Genomic DNA, 18978 nt, shown 5'->3' with positions numbered 1-18978 from the left:
ATAATGCGAGGCGGGGTGGCATGCAGTGGTAAAGGGATTGCAGCTAGCATCCACACTCTATCCAATAACGGCCAAAGCAGCTCTTAATGTGCATCTGTTTTTGGCCGTTGCTGCCGGTCGTTGGTAGCTGCTTTCGCCCCGCAGACGGAAGCTTTTAAGCCGGGTTATCGAACGACAACCCCATACTCAGCCAACTCACGCACCAAGGTCTTACGGCGCAGCAAACCTGGGATTTTGAATGCGCTTCTGTACGCGTAGAAAAACCCTACAGGGATGAATATAAGGCCGACACCGAAAGTAGCCGTCGCAATAATTACCCCTGCAGGAACAGCGGCTACCGCAAACATGACTCCTTTGAGGATACTGGACTTAGCAACCGCCCGCATATGCTCCAAATCAAATTCAACCTTCCCATCAGCCTTTTCAAGTGCAACAAGGACAATTGTCTTTTTAGCGAGATGTTTATAATACCAAGTACGCGGAATGTCAGTGACGATCGCGCCATGTCGCTTTAAATAGTTAAGCATCACCACTCCTTTAAAACAAAAAGTAGCACCTGAATCATCTTCACATCGGACGTTCTTGTAGAGTGCATCAAGATCACCACTGACGTGCTGGTCGTAATTCTTAACGGTAACAGTCATCTTTTTGAGCACAGACATACGTTTTCCTTAAGTGCCTATGTTGACTAGGGAAGCCTGACCCTGAATCCCATAAAAATGGCGCTACAGCTCGCAGCATCAGTCAAAGATGCAATATAAAAGCTCGCGCGTCGTTCTGAGCCGAATCTAAAACAATTGATGCCTAACGCTGAAGAGGCGCAACCTCTCGCAGAGCGCTGCTACTTGCTCAGCTCGCTTGTAATCACGTAATGATCATTGCCACAGATGCTACGCATCAACTTAAAGCCTGCTCTGGCTTCAATGAACTCCAATGGTGGGGTCGCGATAGTCATACCGTCTTGGTTCACACCGGATCGATCGCAGTATACCAAGGCGGCATACCGTGTCCCGGCCCGAGCAGCATCAGCTAGGAACGCATCAACAGGGACATTCCAATCAATGCCCTGCGCCCGAATCACCTCGAATGGAGTTCTCGGCTCGTCGGTAGAATCAACAGCGAGCTCAGGTAGCTTCCGCACAGCGTTAGTCATCAGATCTGAATCTCAAAATAGGGATCAAAGCCCGTGTTTTCATTTGGATACCCCTTTGGGTTTGAGATCACCCTACAACCTGCCAGCTCAGTGTCGACAGGGTGATGGGTATGGCCGAAAACCCACATATCTACTCCAGGAATGAGGTCTTGCCAGTCGTTCGTGTAAGACGCTGTGAGGTGCCCCTCATGCTCATTTCCAATGATCAAGGGCGAGGGAGAGTGATGGGTTACGACCACCGTTTTGCCTTCAAATTTTTTTGCCAGTTCCTGTCTCAGCCATGCCTCAGCGACATGATTCCTAGCAATGACGTCATCAGGCCTCAAACGCCGGTAATTCGAGTCTGTACGGATGTATTTGAAGTCGCCCATCCATTCGCGAGCCATATTGGTCGCCGCAACTTGATCGCCAGTTGCTGTGAAGTCAGTCCACCCTAATGTACCGAGGACTCGGAGGTTTCCCAGCGTGAAGGTCTCGTTTTCAAGCACATGGACGTGGCTGGCGGCGCTGTCTTTCATTTTCCGCAGAGTACGATCAAGGTGACCGTCATAAAACTCATGATTGCCGCCGATGTAGACAACGGGGCAGTCGAAGGCCTTGTTGGCCCATGTGACCCCCCTACCCTTTTTGTCAATGTCGCCGGCCAAAATCACAAGGTCGACCCCTGAACACTCCGGGGCCTCCCAAGCTTCAAATTCACGATGCAGGTCGGAGTAGATCCGCACTCTCACAGCAAAGCCTCCATTGACCTATCAGCCCCTGTGGAGATGGGGGGTTGCGCACGATTTAGGGGTTAATTGGCCGTCAGCATCATGCCAACCATTCCAGGACTGCTAGGGCCTAACGCTTACCTGGGTCATGAAGCGACCGTGTCGAGCGGCGCACACACGTTCGCCGCCTCATAGCACCGCCAGGCTCGGAAAGCCTAGATGAGCAGTTTTATACACCATATGACGTGTAACTGTACAACGCAACGTGGCTACATCCTCAATTTTCCGAGGATATTCGCGTTGACGCCGATTAGACCTGCGCTCGCTGCAGTCATCAGAGCCGTCCGAGGCAGCTTGGGTTTGACTCAAGAAGAAATGGCGCAGGCAACGTCGCGCACCTATTTAGCCAAGATCGAAAGCGCCCGGAGCACGCCTACCTTGGACAAATTCGTTGAGCTCGCTGCCGTCCTGGAACTAAGCCCGTTAGCGTTGATGGCCTTAGTACTGGCGACACGAGACGATGAGCCCCATGACCTTTTGCTTGCACAGGCCACAGAGGAATTGAGGGCACTCAGGGATCGAGTGAGCCCCGATGATATCGCTGCCCATCTGGAGGGTGATGAGATATTAAAACGGCCAGCAGCGCGCCCTGCGGATCTCGACAAGTTGCGAAAGGTTCAGGAATGCAAGAAGTCAGGGCTGACTCAAGCGGAGACTGCGAGGCAGTTGGGAATCAGCCGATCCACCGTGAATTTTCTTTGGCAACGAGCGTTTCCCCCGGCTCGCTAGGAACTCGCGCCCGGCTGACCTACTAAGGCACTGAAAAAGGTAGTTTCAGATAGGCGCCCACCACGGAGGCGATCGCAGCAAGCCAGGGGCTGAGAGTCACTGACATCTCAGCCCCATGTCGCCGTACCGGCTCATGACGGAACATGGAAGACCAGGACGGTGATGATCAACTCACGGTTCGCATCGCCTACCTGGTGGAACACGTAACGGAAGCCGCTCTCATGAGGGTAGCTCACGCGCTTTTTGAAATTCTCATGACCCTGGGCAGTCGCATCTACACCGGACAAGACGCGGCTTGTTTCCACGCCTCTGTTGAAGACTAGAATGGCCGTCTTGCTGTCTCGCCACGTCGTGTATCGGAGCAGTTGGTCAATTGCCTCACCAAACGCCTTCGGGCCTTTCCAGAATTTGCATTCGGCAATGAAGACGTTGCGCTCCCCCTCACGCAGCAGGATGTCGGTCTTTCCACTCATGTTGAAGGTTTCGCCGGTTGCCTTACCCTCGAACTGGGCGTTTAGCTGCATCAGGAAGGCCTGGCGAAGCGCCTCCTCGTCCATGGTTTTGAACGCAGCCGGACTGCGCTCCATGACCACAGACATGTCCTGCACAATTTTCAGAGCATGCTCGTATTGATCCATCGCCCAAGTCGGCTCTGGCTGGTAGGGTTTGGAGGTAGCAGCTGGTAAGGTCGGTGCGGCTTTGCGCCGTGCAGTTGGCACAGCGTAAGTCTTGGGCGCATCCGAGCGTTGGCGAATCGGAATGCCCAAAGCAGCCGTGCGCTGGGACTGAGCCAGGAGTCTCTCTCTTCGCGTGTCCACTGCCTGACGAGCCATGCTGGGCATCGACGAGTTGTGGGCGTCGATCAAAGGCTGCTGCCAGCTCAAATACGTTTCGATACTCGACAGCAGGCGGTCGACCTCTGGACGGATCTCACGGGGCGAATCCGCTGCATATTGGAATTCCAGAATCAGCTCGCTGCCGACCACCTTCGCGCGAGGTGGATTGGTGGTCATTTGATTCGACTGCGCGTAGAAGAAATCAGCAGGCCCATCGAAAGGGACGTGAACTTCTATTTTCTCACCTGCAATCAGAACGGGGCGGCTGGTATCTCGGATATACCGATTACAGTCATACCGAACATCGATTTGGACTTCTTTAGATTCCGCATACCAATCCTCTTTGCGAAGAACGATTGGTTCCACCGAGGCTTTCTCGATCAGATACGCAATCAGGTCATCCGGCGCAGTGTTGAGCATACGGTTGGCATCCAAGCTCTCAACCTCTGCGAGTGTGGTCGATCTACGGTGAGCCAGGCCATCAACTAGGCTAGTGCTGGAAAACAGATAGCCCTTACTCTTGGGTGAAAAACCAAACATTACGCACCTCTCCTTGGGTAATAGCCTGATCATACTGGCGATTTGCCCACGTTCGCCAGGCATGACGCTGATTAACGAGGGGTGCACCTGCCCAGCCCATGCATCTCACTCATCCTACGAAAACCATCCGCCCTGGACTGTTCGAGCCGGCCTCTGATTGTTCATGTCATCACATCAGACTCGAACAGCAGGTGTAGCTACGCTCACTCAGAGCATCGCGCGAGGGCCATTGGAGCCATTGCGGCATTGGAAAGAATCACTCGCTGGTCATTTGCGAAACGTGCCGTCATCGAGACAGCTTTCCCCCAATTATACGAGCTCCACGAATTGCACTAGGTCGGCAATTTCCCCGCCCCCACTACGATCCAGGTAATAGCCGGAAATGCCAACAGCCCGAGGGCCATCTCTATCGCATGGCCGAGAATCACCGATCATAACCACACGCTCAGCTGATGGGCTGTGATCCCATCGCGGGCGTACAGCCAACTTATTGCACACATCGAGATAGATACCCTCATGCGGCTTCATCATCCCGACTTCGTAGCTCAACGCAAATCCGTCGACGTCACCCAATAAGCGCCTCAGCACTGGCCCATATGGGGAGGCAAGGTTCGAGCAGATGGCGGTCGCTACGCCTGCGGCCTTTAACCTCCGGAACGCCTCAATTGCATCGGGGTACACCGTGATCGATTCCAGCTCCTTCATAAGGTCATGCTCCAAGGATCGAAGCTCATGAGCGTTGAGACTGATTCCGAAGAGCTCTGCAGCATGCTCTATCCCGAGGCGAGAGGTCATCAGACAGTGGAGATCAGCGGCGTGCGGCGTGCGGCCTTGCTTCGCGCCAATGCGCAGCAGTTGCCGAAATGGATGACGCTTGCACTTGATCTGAACCGTAGTTCAAAAGGCATCAAAAATAGCTGCTACGATCGGCACAGGGCTGGCCTCACATATTTCAGGCGCCTCACCTTGAAGGTGGGGTGCGCGTTGCAGGGTTGTAGTAAGCCGTGTAGTGCCCGCATGGACATAACACAGAGTCGCCATCGAGGAGTGGGTATGAACGCCAATGGACACGATCTGGTTCAACTTCCTCGTCGACATACCCCTGCCGGTAACCGGAGAAACTTAGCGTTCTCGCACACTTGAGATTTGCGCAGATCACCGTTTCGGGCCGTTGCTCACGCTTAGAACGCATCCATACCTCTCACATACCGAAACTAAACTGAATAGTGGCAAGCTTTATTCAAGGCACTGCGGGACGAAGCGCTCAGACCTGAACCGGTGTCACTGAAATCACATCGAAATAGCGATACTTCTTCTTTTTCGCCGCTGTTTTGGCCTCGGCCTCCGCGATCAGCGTACTCAGCGTGTTCGCATCATGGACAAAGACTTCTTCCTCCCCTTCGAACTCCCTAGCAACTCGCATAGTGACGCGTAACCTAGAGGACAGGCGCTTAACCCTATGTGTCTTTGTCGCCGACACCGCCCTGGGTTGGGGTTGATGTTGAATTGGCCCGCCGACAGGCCCTGCGGCGTCACCGAACAACGCCGCTCTCATCTCTTCCTCGCTAAGGGTCTTACTCATATCTCGATCTCAAACACCACTGATTACGGGTGGAGAATCTTCATGCCGATCGCCTCCACCAAGATGAGCCAGAGGAGGCCCAGGTCTCAAATTGTACACTGCAAGCAACAGGCTCTTCCCAACCAGAGCAAGTGACACCACGGAATTCCTTCCCATCGTCTACACAGCCCCTCAGGCTTCACCTTTAGCAGCTGATGCAAACGTCGTCAAAATACCAGATATAGGCAAAAGTACCGAAAAAACCCTTTAAAACCACCATATATTGATTTTTAAAAAAATAGGCCAGTTGGTTTGTAATCAAAGCATAAGCAGCAGCCTTACGGCTGCAAATAAAGGCGATCCCCCCTCGCCCCCCACCCGATTCGGTGCCAGCAGAGGACTGTTTTACCCTATAGACCGAGTAAGCAAAATTCGAACTGCCCGATTGAAAAACACAGCAGGATCCTGCCGGAACGGCGTTGCCAGAGGCATCACCGCTTTTCTATTGCCCTCAAATATAAAAACTCCGTCTCGTTTAAAAATTTTCAAGAGGGGGGGGTGAACAGATTGTCGCGAATCTGAACGTTTTGTCGCAATTTAGTAATTTTGTACGACATTGACCGGAGGCGGCGTACCCAGAGTCCTGTTTGGAAGAGCTGAGCCATCAGCTCAGCATCGGCTCCGATATGAAGCCAGGGACACCAGGCGGAAGTGTTGGGAGGTATCGCTTTGCCTGAACAGCTTGATGAAAGGCTATACGCAGAAGCCATGAGATAGGCGCGCTATTACGTCCAATACCTTTTGGTGATCAGCGTCAACTAAGCGCTTGTGACCCAATGCGCTGTTTGGTCTTGTTAGCCAACGCACGGCCTTCGCTTCATCGCCCAACAGGCCAGTCGCAGCAGCCAGTAGCACGGGATCAATGTCCTCCGCCGACGACGCTCCTTCGACCTCTTGAGGGGCTGTCCTACTGATCTCCTGTTCACGCTGGCTCACAGCTTCAGCCAGCGCTTTTTCCAGCGTCTCGCTTGGATTCAGGCCCAACTCCACAGCTCTGGCGAGCAGATCAGCGCTAATGGCGAGGGTAACTGATTCCTTGAGTGCACTTTTTCCATAGGATGGCGGCACGGCGCTACTCCTTCATAAAAACGTATGTTTCGTCATGAGTTGAGGCTATGCCTGAGAGCTCAAGCGTGCCAGCACAATCTTCATCAGGCTGAAGACGCCTCACAGTCCGAGATCAGCGGCGAAATGGTCGTCACGAATAACGCTAGACGCAACTCCGTCGCGGATCAGTCGCGCCTGCAGGTATCGCTTGAGGTGCATTCGGAGCTGCCAGCGAAGCTCAATATGGTCGTAATGACGGACATGCCAGGCTTGCCAGGAGTGACTGGCTAACGCCTCGGCTAGCCGCTCGAATCCGAGGTCGCTCAGTATCACGTGATGAAGGCGAGTCAGGTCATCAAGTCCCGGTTGTCGAGTGAAGCAGCCAAGCGCGTGGTCAAGGATTTCGGCCAGCTGCCCTGGATATCTCAAGCAAGCGTGGCGCCAGATCTCAGCTTCGACATCAGTGTTCAAAACGATCTCAGCCATCTAAGCATTGGTGGCCAAGGGAGCACTTGTCCCCTGGATACTTCAGGTTACTATCGATGAGTCACCGCGCACTCCGTCAGACACGAACAAATTCCTCAACGGCGGAGTCACCCTTCACCGACAGCCTGACGGCGTGGTACCAGACTCAAGCGCTTGCACAAGAATTTCGCTACTTGCTATCCTGCAGACCAGGGCCCAGAGCCCAGGTCGCCGTACACCGCCCTGCTGCGTGGGAGAGTACGGTGCAGTAGCCGCCAACCACATTAGTCCCCCGTGGCCAGCCCGGCTCGCAGCAAGCCCAGCAAAGCGCATCAGATCTGCAAAGGTCTACCATCTAAGGTGCTTTTACGGCCATGACAGTGGAGCTAATGTCATGAGTTTTTCTGCTGAATCCATTTTGGAAACCTTCAAAGAGACGAAGGTGGCGGATGCGCCAAAGCTTAAGCACACCCAGTATCTCAACTACCTGGCTAAAAGGCTCGGCTACAACGACTACAACCACTTCAAAGGGTGCGTCAAAACCGCTCCTGCTGATCGCATCGGTGATTTTTACCTTGGTCTAATGCAGAAGATATGCGCCTTGCGACTCCCTAAAGAGGGCGTAGACCATGTACGCCTGAACGATTGCACATGGACGTCAGTTGGCTTTGACTCGTATTTCATCGGCTGGGACAAGCGGGGACGCGAGGTTCGAGTGCCAACTCCCGGTCATGGGGCGCTCAGCGCCATGGACTTCCGTAACGTTTTTGATGAACCTCTGTACGTGATTGAAACAGAAGCGGAGTTTCACGCCTGGCAGCTGAAGTGGGGGTCATTCGCCTTGGTACCTGTAGCGATGGCCAAGTCCCGATTTCCTTCGCTCTTCAACCAGCAGTCTAAAGTTGTCGAAGACCCACCGATCGCGAAAATCAAACGCCGTGTCCAGCGAGAACTGAAGGACAAAGGGCTGATCTAAAGCTACACACATGGGTAGGGGTACTCCCTGCCCATGTGCAATCGCTCAGCGGCACCCCTGTGGATGATCTATTTCGTGAAAATCAATGGCTGTAGTTTCATAAACTTCGCAGGATTCGGATTGAGCGCTTGCCTCATCCAAAGGTCTCCAGTTGGTTCGTAGAAACATCTGAACATCAACGATGAGGGGCATAAGGCTTTGAGCTATCTCGTGGGCGCGTCGCGTAGGTTCCATCCAACACTGCTTTCTGATGAACAACTGATCTCCGAGCAGTGACCTAAGTCTCATCAGACTATTACTGACAGCCGGCTGCCCGATCTGGAGCTGCCTTGAAGCGCGAGTGACGTTGCGCTCCTGATATAAAGCCATGAAAACCACAAGGCAATTCAAATTCACGGCAGAAAGCAAATCGAAAACTAATATTTCTTCTACGCTTTTCTCAGACACAAAGCATTCCCCAGATCACCCGACTTCCGGTATTAGCTCAAAACCTCATACCTACATCCTAGCCATTCACTCACGCGCCTAGTCGACATCAATGACAAGTTTACCAACAACACTTCCCGACTCTTGCGACCAGATGGCCTTTTATTACGGTAAGGGCAAGTACCCCGTGCCGGCAGCTGCATCTGACGCGGAAATCGCTGAGGCAATTGAAGGCTTCGCCAACGCCGCACGTTTGGCAACTGAAGTCTCAGGTTTCGATGGCGTTGAAATTCATGGCGCAAACGGCTACCTACTCGATCAGTTTTTCACCGACTACACCAACCAGCGTACTGACCGCTGGGGTGGCAACGTTAAAAACCGCGCAGCCCTCATTCTTGAGGTCGTCAACGCAGTGAAGAAAACTGTCAAGCCTGGTGCCGCCATAGGTGTTCGCATTTCACAGGGCAAGGTGAATGATTTCCATCACAAGTGGGCAGAAGGCGAAAAGGCTGCCGAGGTGATTTTCGGTGCCCTGGCTGACGCCGGTGTCGATTACATCCACGTCACCGAGTTCGAAGCCTGGAAACCAGCCTTCGAAGGCGGTAGCGACAGCCTGGCCAAACTGGCGAAGAAGTATGCGCCAAACACCACAATCCTCACCAACGGCTCGCTGCATGACCTGGATCGTTCGGTAGAACTCCTGGAGAAAGGTGCTGACGTGATCGCTTTCGGTCGCGGGGCACTGGCCAATCCAGACCTGCCAAATCTCGTGCAACGCGGTGAGCCCCTGCGAGAATTTGACCCTTCAATTTTGGGCCCTATTGCCAAAATCAAAGAGTCAGAGCTGGCAATCTAAACTTAAGGCTAACTAAAAAGCGCCTAGACCTCCCAACTATGAATTAGTAGGGAGCATCTAGGCGCATGCTATTTGCCAATCGGCTGAATAAGTAAGGAAAGCGAACATTACCTAGCGGGCATAATGAAACGTGCTTGCTGAACAGGGACATTTTATGAGCTCTATGAACGAAACACCTCCGCCCATCGAAGAAAGTTGCGCTCCTTCCTATAGCAGTGCCCTCGCTGTCGCCTCACTGGGTTTCGGCACCTTTGCTCAAGTCACCTGCGAATTTGCACCAATAGGCGTCCTGCCCGAAGCCGCAACTAACTTTGATGTGTCATCAGGAGTTGCAGGACTGATGATGACGTTACCAGGGATATTTGCAGCAGTTTCAGCACTATTTGTAGCTACAGTAATCCGTCAAGCGGACAGAAAGCTTGTACTGCTTGCACTGGCGTTGCTGCTCGTTGTATCCAGCATCGTATGTGCAATGGCGCCTACATTTGAATTCCTCCTAGCAGGTCGAGCTTTGCTAGGCATTTGTCTCGGCGCCTCCTGGACTATGGCACTCAGCATTGCGAGCCGAGTGGCATCGCCAGGAAAGGTTCATCAGGCAGCAGCTGCGGTGTTCGCTGGCGTCACAGCGGCCATGATTCTAGGGCTGCCTCTGGGCACTCTCATTGGCGATGCTACGTCTTGGCGTATCACGTTCCTTGCCGGCGCTGTGCTTGGAGCCATTGCGTTACTGCTTCAGTTTTTATATCTACCCAAACTACCATCAGGAAAGCAGTTCAAGCTCAGCAACCATCTGAAATTCCTAAAACATCCAAGTGCAATCATCAGTTTGGCCATGGCATATCTGGGTCATGCTGCGCACTTTGGAGCCTACACTTATCTGGCGCCCACCTTAAAAGAAGCGAGCATCGTTGGCTCCAACTTGACCTATTTACTATTCGCTTTTGGCCGGAGGCGGGACAGAACAGGTCACAGCCTGAGCCCCTCCCAGCCCTGTTCGCTCCCCTAGCTGTTTTCCAAGCCGCCCGGCCTTCACCGCACGCTTCAAAATTGATATGATACTAAAAAGCCATTATTTTTTGATTGAGGGAAGAGTGTGGGCGCTGCTGAAGAATATTTGAGAGTCAGGAAAAAGCAGAAAAAGGAAAACGTTAGCTTTTTCTTAAAGGTATTTGTCGTTGCTCTTGGAACGGTTTCCGCAGGAATAACATCTTTGGCAAGTTTCAATGAATTCATAGGCATCAAGGACAAATCCATATCCGAAAAGGTTTATCAATTCACTGAATCCACCAAAGAAATTTACGTAAAAAAAACCGAATACGAGGCGATGCGGGAAGAGATTGACTCTCTAAGGGCTTCGTTCAAAAACCTCCAAGCACAGCCTTCAGAAACTCAAACAATGTTTAGAGTAGAGTCCTTTGAAGAAAAACTAAAATCACTCGACAATCGGCTGAGCATTTTAGAAGGCGCTATTTCTAACTCCCCGGAAAAAGCCCTCTCTGTCCCGATGTTACGCAAAGATCATGACACGCTTGCCAAACAGGTCACGGACAATGCAGCGTCCTCCAAGTCGGAATATGACCGACTATGGGGTATTTTGATGTTAATTCTCGGTACAGCAACTTCAGCAGTAGCTTTGATTGGTGGTTGGTTCATCAAGGACATCGTGAAAAAAACGTCGCCAGCAAGTGCACCTGAAACAGTCGCGTAACACGGAGCGCCGGGCACCGCCGCCACGCCCCTTCTCTTGTGGCAAGCAAAGGCACCTATAAGCTCACATCACCCTCAGCCTCTTAACGATAGCTTACTGGTGCCTGGTTTGAAAATCGCCTTACCGTTAGGATCAAGGACATCACCGGACTCGCCCCGCTTGAGCCACCAATCCAGCGCTGACAAGCATCAAGTTCACGTGACACATCCTTTTCATTGAAGGCCGATGGCGGGAGCTCGTACACGCGCTGCCCATAGGTCGCCTACCACCATAGCCATGCCTGGCGGTAGACGCCTAGTTTCTCCGCTTCAGGTGACTACAGAGCAGTTTGGTTTTCGATGATCGCCATAGCGCCTTGCAGATCCTTCAACAGGTCTCGGCGGGGCTTGCATTCACCATACCCATCACTAACGATCTGAATGACACGGTTCAGAGCGGAGACTTGATCCTTTGTCGACGAATACCTGGAAGGTTCGCCGCCGTAATAGGTCTCGTAGAAACCCGCCTCACGATCGCCCTCTCGGTACTCCATGAACATCCAGTTTTCCAGAGTCGAGCACCACGTGCGAACCTTGTCATATGCCTTGAACGGCATAGGCGAGATCATTAGGCACTGAAGCTCTACCCCAACCCGCTTGTGATCAGGCTGGCTCAATGGCTTTTCAGGACGCCAGAGCACCGGACGCCCGGCTTCCCGGTGATATTCGACGGCACCTTTGCTGAAGCCATAAGTGGTGCCAGGACGAACCCGTCGAGCGACACCACTCGCTTTCCTCGCTGGGCTTGTGAACCGAGCGTTGTAGGCTTCGGAAGTACCAGACCACGGTTGATCCTCGGAGGGCACTGTTGCAATTGGCGACAGTGCTTCGAGGCTTTCAGTGATCTTGATCACTAAAGCCTCGGTCGGGGAGATAAGATGTGGTACAGCGTTATCCGGGTAGTACAGGCCTGCCCAGACTGGTTTTGAGAGGTGCAGCGCCTTATCCGAGATCCAGGCAGCGCGTTTCGTGACGTTCGACACATCATTCACGTGCCCATAGGGCTCGTCCAACGCGACCCACGTGCCCGATGCAGGATCGATCCACAGAGAAACGTGGTCTTTCAATGGAAAGTCCGTGAGCAGCTCAAGCGCTTGCCTTTGTTTCTGGGAGGTGGCCGGGCGCAGTCCAGTTACTTCCATGAACTGCAGCGTGAGCGCCGCGCGAACCAGCACCTCCCAAGCCCGAGCCTGGCTATTCGCATTGGAGATCATTTCGAAATGGTCAGCCGCTTCTTGCCGGAACCCCTCAAGGTTGCGGGCGTAGGTTGCTTGGTGCTTCGACACGATGCTGTTCAGCGGACGCGGGAGAACGATTTCCAGTGTTTCACAACCTGCTGAACGAGGTCTGGTATCCGTGTCCCGCCAGTAGGCGGAGAGAAAGACTGAGTGCTGGCTTTGGTGGACTGCCGCTTCCGGCACTACCTCCCCAGATGCCAATTTCTGCTGTGCCTGATAGTAGTCGCGGTAACCGAGTTGACGCGCAACGATATCCAGCGCCTCAGCATGCTTTTGACCGGGCAGGCAGATTTTCTTGGCTCGTTTCTTGATGCCCTTGAGTGTCTTGGGCAGGGTTTTGGGAACACTGATGCGCTCAGGGAGCGAGGATGGTGTGCTCATAATTTTCTCCAACCCCATGTCCAACGCCACCCGCCTACGTCTTACTGGGGCCGCAAAAAAATCATGGCCTAGGAGATCGTGATGTTACAGGTAGTGCCCTTGCGAGCTGCCACTGACGGGTGAGGTGCGCCTACCTTGCGCAGCTCAGAGACTATCGAGACATCGGCTGATTTGCAATGTACGCATTGAAATTTTACCGAAGAGCAAATAGCCAGCACGGTTTCCATCACTATTCGCTGACCGGCCTACAGCCCCGCAAGCCTCTGTGACAGGAACACACGGATGTATTTGTCAGCATTGAAGGTTCAGAATTTTCGTCAGTTCGGCGCCGACACGAACGGCCTCGTCATCGAATTCAACAAGGGCGTCACGGCGTTGGTGGGAGAGAACGACGCAGGTAAATCGTCGGTCATCGATGCCCTGCGATTCGTCCTCCAGACGCGTGACGGAGAGTACGTACGCTTGCAACCTGAAGACTTCCACATCCCGAAGGAAGGGCCGCAGGCGAACCAAATCACGATCATTGCCAAGTTTTCGGAATTGTCTGTCGCAGATCAGGGCGCGCTGTCGGAGTACGTTACCTTCAACGGTGGAGCTGCGGTCGTTTACATCCACTGGACTGCCCGCAGACTCACAGACGATGCCCTCGCCCGTCGATGGGTTGATATTGCTGTGCGCAGTGGCCATAGCGGCGGTGGCCCAAGCATCGATACCAACGTCCGCCAGCTGCTAGCTGCCGCATACCTGCGTCCCCTTCGTGATGCGACACGAGAAATGTCTCCAGGGCGTGGATCGCGCCTCTCTCAGGTTCTCAAAAACTTCCCCAGCATCAAAGATGGCACCGGGTTCGATATCGACAATCCGCTTGAGAACCCTGCCTCGCTGAGCCTTGCTGGTTTGGCGGGCTATCTACGGCACCTGGTAAATCTCCATCCAGGTGTGGCTGCCGCCCAACACTCGGTCAACAACAACTACCTGTCCCACCTCTCTCTTGAAGGTGATGAGCTACATGGACGCATCAATTTTGTTGAGGGCATTTCGGAGTCGGCTCGCCTACGACAGATCCTAGAGCGGATGGAACTGAGCCTGCTCGACCAAGGATCACGAGAGGGTCGTGGCGAGTACGGACTGGGCTCTAACAATCTGTTGTTCATGGCGTGTGAGCTACTGCTGCTTGGCAAGGAGCCAGACGGACTGCCTCTGTTGCTCATCGAAGAACCCGAGGCCCATCTTCATCCACAGCGACAACTTCGCCTGATGGAGTTTCTGACTGATGCAGCGACGCCTAAACCCATCTCATCCCCAGTTGGTCAACCGACGTTGAGCGATCAGCAAGAGGAAGACCCTCTGCCATGGAGCGAAGGCACGGAGACTCCATCTTCTCTCTCCTCTGGTGAGGATGGCTCGACTGCAAATGAGGCCAACCAGGAAAGCGAAACGCGCCCTGTCCAAGTCATCCTCACCACCCATTCACCCAACCTCAGCTCCAAGATCGCCTTGGACAACCTCGTGCTCATGCACGGTCGAAAGGCTTACTCGCTCGGCAAAAAACACACGAAGCTGGATGAGGGAGATTATCGATTCCTCGCCCGCTTCCTGGACGTGACCAAGGCAAATTTGTTCTTCGCACGCGGCCTCCTGGTCGTCGAGGGCGATGCTGAAGCCATCCTCTTACCAGCATTGGCAAAGCTGCTCGGACGAGACCTGACCCGCCATGGCGTCTCGGTGGTGAACGTCGGGGGCGTTGGCTTGGGGCGATATGCCCGGATCCTTCAACGTGCGCACCCGGAGCATGGCATTCTCAAAATTCCAGTCGCCTGCATCTCAGACATGGACGTCATGCCGAATTGCGCACCGCAGATTCTCGGTTTGGTCGAAAATGATGACGACCCCAAGTGGGATGATGGCAGGCGGAAGTGGCGAGCGATCAGCGACTTCGGCCCCGATGAGGAAACCCGGCTTCGACGGCTGACTGAGTGGAGAAACTCGCGCAAAGCGAACGACGAACAGAACGTACAAACGTTCGTGGCGGGACAATGGACACTGGAGTACGACTTGGCCTTTAGCGGCATGGCCCGTGAGCTTCTGGTAGCCGCTCGGCTGGCTGCGAAGGACGATGCCATTCATGCTCTTCGGATAACGCATGATGAGGTAATCACGCTAGCAATCTCTGAGTACGAGGGACTTCAAAAATCGGGTATGACAGCTGAGCAAATCTGCTCAACTATCTATGACCTGTTCCACCGCAAGATTGCCTCCAAGGCGATCACAGCTCAGTACCTCGTGGACATCCTGGAGCAGCGCTATCAAAGGATCGTGGTGAGCCCTGAGGGCTTGGCTGAGCGGCTCCCCGGCTACCTAGTTGAAGCGATCACGTATGTTACCTCTCGCTTGGAAATACCCCAGAGCGAAACCTCGCAGCTTCAATCACAGGGCCAAACGCCATGACCGCGTTCCGCGACCTAGTGGCAGAGATCACGGACGAGGACATCGAATGGGTCTCTGGCCTCATGAAGCTGGAGGGCCTGGATGAGCAACGCCTGGCATTTCTTCGATCTCGGGAAACGCTCGATGTGTCGGCATGCCCAGGCAGCGGGAAAACCACTCTGGTGGTCGCCAAGCTCGCAATTCTTGCCCGTAAATGGAAAAGCCGCACACGTGGGATCTGCGTACTGTCCCACACCAACGTCGCTCGCCATGAAATCGAAGACCGCCTCGGGAATACCGACGTTGGCCGTAGGCTGCTGAGTTACCCTCACTACATCGACACGATTCATGGCTTTGTCAGACGCTTCCTCGCAACACCCTGGCTCCTTTCCGCTCAATACCGTTTCACCGCAATCGATGATGAGCTAACCCACCGAATGCGGTTCAGGTCTTTGCCACCGGAGGACAAGCGGTTCCTGCGGGGTTTCTTGTCCCGAAGAACCTTCGATACGTCATTGCTGCGGCTAGCCAATGCAGATTTTGCCAACCCACGCATCCGGGTCTCCAAAGGAAACCTTCCCTGCGGGCCAGGTACTCAGAGCTACCAGATCATGGCCAAGGCAGTCGTGGACACGGCAAAGCGAGGGTACTTTTGTTATGACGAAATCTTTGTGCTGGGCAGTGCTCAACTGGCTTCGCGGCCAAGCGTAGCTGAAGGACTGCGGTACCGTTTCCCATGCGTTTTCATCGACGAGATGCAGGACACCTCGGCGATGCAGAACGAGTACCTCAGCGCCATTTTTCACCGTGAAAATCCGGCAATATGCGTGGTTCGAGTTGGCGACTGCAATCAGGCGATTTTCGAATCGGACACCCATACCAATGGCAGTGATTTCCCAGATCGGAGCCGAGCACTCGATATCTCCAGCAGCTTTCGCTTCGATGAGTCGATTGCCAGACTGGCAAACCCTTTGGCCCTACATGCCGTCGCAGGCAGGCTCTCAGGGCGTCGCAGCCTGAGAGGACAAGGGCCGCTTCGCCACACCATCTTTGTTTTTCCTGATGGGGACTGTAGTGCGGTATTGGATGCTTATGCGCGACTCGCATTCCAACAGCTTCCAGTGTCCCTTCACGACAAGGCGATCGTCAGTGCCGTTGGCTACACCCACAAAGATATCGAACCTGACGACACAGACCAGCTGCACTACCCCAAGACGGTCGGACATTACTGGGAGGGTTATGACCGCGATGCAGCTGTAGTAGCGTACCGTCCCCCCACTCTGATCGAGCGTGTTCGTCAAGCCAAGCGTGGTCTCGCCAAGAGCGATACTGTTCACCACAGCGTCGAAGAGATCGCCAAAGGGCTTCTGCACCTGGTGAACCTTTCCAACCCCAACACCAGAATCAAGGTGGGAAGTCGACAGCACGTTCAAGTCCAGCAGCTGTTCACCGACCTGAACGACTTGGCTAGCTACCAAAAGCTGGTGGTTGATCTGCTATTTGCGTCTCATGTCCTCAGCGACGAGTCCTGGGCAACCTTCGTTCAGCGTTTCTGGTCATTAGCGTCTGTCCTGGCCGATACCCATGAACAGCCGGAGGCAGCTCAGGGATACCTCGCTTGGGTGCCGGAGGATGGAGAGGCTCTACCAGAAGGTGCTGTCCAGCTTCCAGTAAATACCTTCCGGAGCACTCAAGATCAGGGTGTCCTGGACATCAGGCTCGGCTCTATTCACTCCTGCAAGGGGCAAACCCATACCGCAACGCTTGTACTCGAAACCTACAACTACGAACACTTCATCGATACCCTCTTGCCATGGCTGGCTGGGCAGAAAAGCCACGGCGGTACCAGGCTGGGTAAGAGAATCGTCCAACGCTTGCTTGCCATGTATGTTGCGATGACCCGCCCGACGCACCTGCTGTGCTTGGCCATCAGCAGGCGAACACTCGGCGAGGGAGAAGTGTTCGAGGCCAACTGCGTTCAGCTTCGCGAGCAGGGCTGGGATATCCAGCACCTGTAGGCAGCAGACTTCGTCGAGCCCTGAAGAATCATGCTGATACTGATTCAGCCTTTTTCACCTGACGCTCACGCTGCCGGAAGCGCTTGATGAAATCAGCGTCCACCAACTCATCCACAGCTAAGCCAAGCCCACAGTTCACGAGCGATGCCAAGCTGCCGTCAGAGAGTGCAAATCTGTTAGGTATGAAGCCACACTCGCGCACTCGGTTGTCATCAATACGAGCCAGAAACGCTCTCACAAAATCTGAACGGCCCGATTTACGGCTGGCAGTCGCAGCTTCAGTAGCTGGATCGTTGGCAGTCACTTCTGCCATTTCGGCATCGGTACCGATAGCCTGAACAACCTCACTTAAGCTGGGCCAATACTTGGAATCGTACCGATACTGCAGACGCTCAACATCCTCCTTCACGTAGCTTTCGTAATGGCCATTGTGCTCCGAGGCCTCGTGGACGATATCCAGGATCTGGGATTGGGTATTGGAGCTAAACCCCGAGTAGTTGTGAAGGTCATCGCGGCGGTCGAGCAGTGCGGCTAGCTGATCAGCGAGCTCGCTGATTTGCGTGTTAACGCCGATCAAGTCTTCCCGAGCCTGCCGAGCAGCTCGGTTCTTCTCAGGGTTCCAGCCGTCAGCCGCATGGACGAAGACGTCCCAGAACATGTAGAGCGCTCGGGGCTTCTGAGAGAGGGACGCATGAACCTCCTCATAGACCTCAGTCAGTTCGATACGGCGCTTCAGCATGCTTGCGATGATACTCTGTACGTTTGGCCAAATATTGTCGGCCTGCAAGCTTTCCATCATCTCGCGCAGAAGGGTTTCGCAGTGTTGAACAGCTTCGGTGGGTGCGTAGGACACTCGGGTATACCTGGTTGGAGGAAGTGCGCATAGGCTATCGCCTCAAGCGAAAGCGCTCGGTACCTATTGGAAATTCTTTCCACCCTCAATAGGTACCTGCTCAACGCCCGGCAGCTTGGCTGGCTATTTCGAAAGATCTTTAGTCCATGATCCGCCCGTGTCGGTAGAGCTCCAACGAGATGAGGCGCTGCGCTCCTGGCTGTGGCGCAACGCATCAGGGCCTAAAAGAAGCAGCGTTTTGTGCTGATTCTCAGCACTAGGTTTCTGGCCCTGCGTCCAGTATGACCAGCAATTGAAGAAAGGCTTTTCCCTGTCCTCGATGATGTCCGGTCGCAAGCGCACGATGTCAGGAGGGGCTGGATGCGCCTTCTCCGTGGCCTTAGTGGGAATGGCATCATTGAGTTGAGCCAGGAACTCTTTGGGGATCAGGCGTTGCCCGCTAGTACCGTCTTCCTTGAGAACCTCCAGCAGGTCGCCGTACATATCGCCCAGGTAATCACGAATCCGATAGCCTGCCAGGACGTCGAAACGGAAAAACCCTCGTGCTTTCCCTCGGGCTGTGAGCGTCAGCACAAAGGGTGTGTCCCGCGTGGAGAAAAGGCAGTCGAAACTCGCCGCTCCAGTTCTCACCAAAAATTGCTGCATATCGCTACCAATCGAAATCATGCTGCGGTGGAGCAGCCTTAGCGAAGTCATTTCCATGTGATGAGCTCCTTGATCGAGAGCCCATGATGATGGAGAGGTTTGCCAGGATGGACAAGCGGGCACGGGCCATAGCGCGTCGCCCTGCAGCCCTCTGCTTGCCATCAAAATTCAGGCAGCAAGCCTATACCCTGATCAATCCTCTGTCACAGAAAGCTCTCCCATGATGGGCTAATCTAAGCGACACGACTTCA

Annotated in this window: 18 protein-coding genes and 1 pseudogene; 7 read left to right on the top strand and 12 right to left on the bottom strand. The window is 54.0% G+C overall.

The genetic code is table 11. The annotated features are described in order from the left end of the window. Positions 1-164 precede the first annotated feature (164 nt). The 3 genes from ACIPZF_RS12170 to ACIPZF_RS12160 form a co-directional block, all read right to left on the bottom strand. Positions 165-662, bottom strand: coding sequence for a hypothetical protein (locus tag ACIPZF_RS12170; RefSeq protein ID WP_400799274.1), 498 nt, complete (start codon positions 660-662; stop codon positions 165-167). Between the two features lie 179 nt (positions 663-841). Next, complete coding sequence (locus ACIPZF_RS12165; RefSeq protein WP_400799271.1) at positions 842-1153, bottom strand: hypothetical protein; 312 nt, start codon at positions 1151-1153, stop codon at positions 842-844. Continuing rightward, positions 1153-1884, bottom strand: coding sequence for a metallophosphoesterase (locus ACIPZF_RS12160; protein WP_400799269.1), 732 nt, complete (start codon positions 1882-1884; stop codon positions 1153-1155). Before ACIPZF_RS12160 ends, ACIPZF_RS12165 begins: the two co-directional genes overlap by 1 nt. 198 nt (positions 1885-2082) lie before the next feature. Between ACIPZF_RS12160 and ACIPZF_RS12155 the strand changes: the two genes are divergently transcribed. Next, the gene (locus ACIPZF_RS12155; RefSeq protein WP_400799266.1) at positions 2083-2652 is read left to right on the top strand and encodes a helix-turn-helix domain-containing protein; all 570 of its coding nucleotides are present in this window, start codon (positions 2083-2085) and stop codon (positions 2650-2652) included. Between the two features lie 131 nt (positions 2653-2783). Here ACIPZF_RS12155 and ACIPZF_RS12150 read toward each other — a convergent pair whose 3' ends face one another. The 5 genes from ACIPZF_RS12150 to ACIPZF_RS12130 all read right to left on the bottom strand — a co-directional run bounded on the left by ACIPZF_RS12150 (position 2784) and on the right by ACIPZF_RS12130 (position 7182). Next, entirely contained in the window at positions 2784-3923 is a 1140-nt protein-coding gene (locus ACIPZF_RS12150; protein ID WP_400799263.1) for a hypothetical protein, read from the bottom strand. 414 nt (positions 3924-4337) lie between these two features. Then, entirely contained in the window at positions 4338-4733 is a 396-nt protein-coding gene (locus tag ACIPZF_RS12145) for an HAD family hydrolase (RefSeq protein ID WP_400799260.1), read from the bottom strand. Between the two features lie 559 nt (positions 4734-5292). Then, positions 5293-5610 (bottom strand): hypothetical protein, encoded by a 318-nt coding sequence (locus tag ACIPZF_RS12140; protein ID WP_400799257.1) that lies wholly within the window; start codon positions 5608-5610, stop codon positions 5293-5295. 732 nt (positions 5611-6342) lie between these two features. Continuing rightward, entirely contained in the window at positions 6343-6717 is a 375-nt protein-coding gene (locus ACIPZF_RS12135; RefSeq protein WP_400799254.1) for a type II toxin-antitoxin system CcdA family antitoxin, read from the bottom strand. A 99-nt stretch (positions 6718-6816) separates the two neighbouring features. Beyond that, positions 6817-7182, bottom strand: a complete 366-nt coding sequence (locus ACIPZF_RS12130) for a hypothetical protein (protein ID WP_400799251.1) — start codon at positions 7180-7182, stop codon at positions 6817-6819. Positions 7183-7555: 373 nt separating this feature from the next. Between ACIPZF_RS12130 and ACIPZF_RS12125 the strand changes: the two genes are divergently transcribed. Further along, on the top strand, positions 7556-8137 hold the full coding sequence (locus ACIPZF_RS12125) for a hypothetical protein (RefSeq protein WP_400799249.1): 582 nt from the start codon (positions 7556-7558) through the stop codon (positions 8135-8137). A 45-nt stretch (positions 8138-8182) separates the two neighbouring features. On the opposite strand, the gene ACIPZF_RS12120 is transcribed toward ACIPZF_RS12125, so the two are convergent. Next, positions 8183-8515, bottom strand: coding sequence for a LysR family transcriptional regulator (locus ACIPZF_RS12120; RefSeq protein ID WP_400799708.1), 333 nt, complete (start codon positions 8513-8515; stop codon positions 8183-8185). A 172-nt stretch (positions 8516-8687) separates the two neighbouring features. On the opposite strand from ACIPZF_RS12120, the pseudogene ACIPZF_RS12115 reads away from it, so the two are divergent. The 3 genes and pseudogenes from ACIPZF_RS12115 to ACIPZF_RS12105 all read left to right on the top strand — a co-directional run. Beyond that, positions 8688-9419: pseudogene (locus ACIPZF_RS12115) on the top strand (NADH:flavin oxidoreductase); the annotation flags it as partial. Positions 9420-9582: 163 nt separating this feature from the next. Continuing rightward, positions 9583-10425 carry an MFS transporter gene (locus ACIPZF_RS12110; protein WP_400799246.1) on the top strand — a complete coding sequence of 281 codons (843 nt, stop codon included), beginning with the start codon at positions 9583-9585 and terminating at the stop codon, positions 10423-10425. 87 nt (positions 10426-10512) lie between these two features. After that, positions 10513-11127 carry a hypothetical protein gene (locus tag ACIPZF_RS12105; RefSeq protein ID WP_400799244.1) on the top strand — a complete coding sequence of 205 codons (615 nt, stop codon included), beginning with the start codon at positions 10513-10515 and terminating at the stop codon, positions 11125-11127. Positions 11128-11443: 316 nt separating this feature from the next. Here ACIPZF_RS12105 and ACIPZF_RS12100 read toward each other — a convergent pair whose 3' ends face one another. Continuing rightward, a complete protein-coding gene (locus ACIPZF_RS12100) occupies positions 11444-12784 on the bottom strand; it encodes a hypothetical protein (protein ID WP_400799241.1) in 1341 nt (446 codons plus the stop codon). Positions 12785-13066: 282 nt separating this feature from the next. Here ACIPZF_RS12100 and ACIPZF_RS12095 point away from each other — a divergent pair, with 282 nt between their 5' ends. Both ACIPZF_RS12095 and ACIPZF_RS12090 read left to right on the top strand, forming a co-directional pair. Continuing rightward, positions 13067-15232 carry an ATP-dependent nuclease gene (locus tag ACIPZF_RS12095; protein WP_400799238.1) on the top strand — a complete coding sequence of 722 codons (2166 nt, stop codon included), beginning with the start codon at positions 13067-13069 and terminating at the stop codon, positions 15230-15232. After that, positions 15229-17229, top strand: a complete 2001-nt coding sequence (locus ACIPZF_RS12090) for a UvrD-helicase domain-containing protein (RefSeq protein ID WP_400799236.1) — start codon at positions 15229-15231, stop codon at positions 17227-17229. The genes ACIPZF_RS12095 and ACIPZF_RS12090 overlap by 4 nt, the downstream gene beginning before the upstream one ends. Positions 17230-17257: 28 nt before the next feature. Here ACIPZF_RS12090 and ACIPZF_RS12085 read toward each other — a convergent pair whose 3' ends face one another. Then, positions 17258-18082, bottom strand: coding sequence for a hypothetical protein (locus ACIPZF_RS12085; protein ID WP_400799234.1), 825 nt, complete (start codon positions 18080-18082; stop codon positions 17258-17260). A 123-nt stretch (positions 18083-18205) separates the two neighbouring features. Next, complete coding sequence (locus tag ACIPZF_RS12080) at positions 18206-18784, bottom strand: DUF6037 family protein (protein ID WP_122388858.1); 579 nt, start codon at positions 18782-18784, stop codon at positions 18206-18208. Positions 18785-18978: the final 194 nt, after the last annotated feature.

The sequence above is a fragment of the Pseudomonas sp. NPDC089752 genome (assembly GCF_044748725.1).
Classification (GTDB): domain Bacteria; phylum Pseudomonadota; class Gammaproteobacteria; order Pseudomonadales; family Pseudomonadaceae; genus Aquipseudomonas.
The sequence above is the reverse complement of the archived record's forward strand: the minus strand, read 5'-3'. Positions and strand labels throughout refer to the sequence as shown.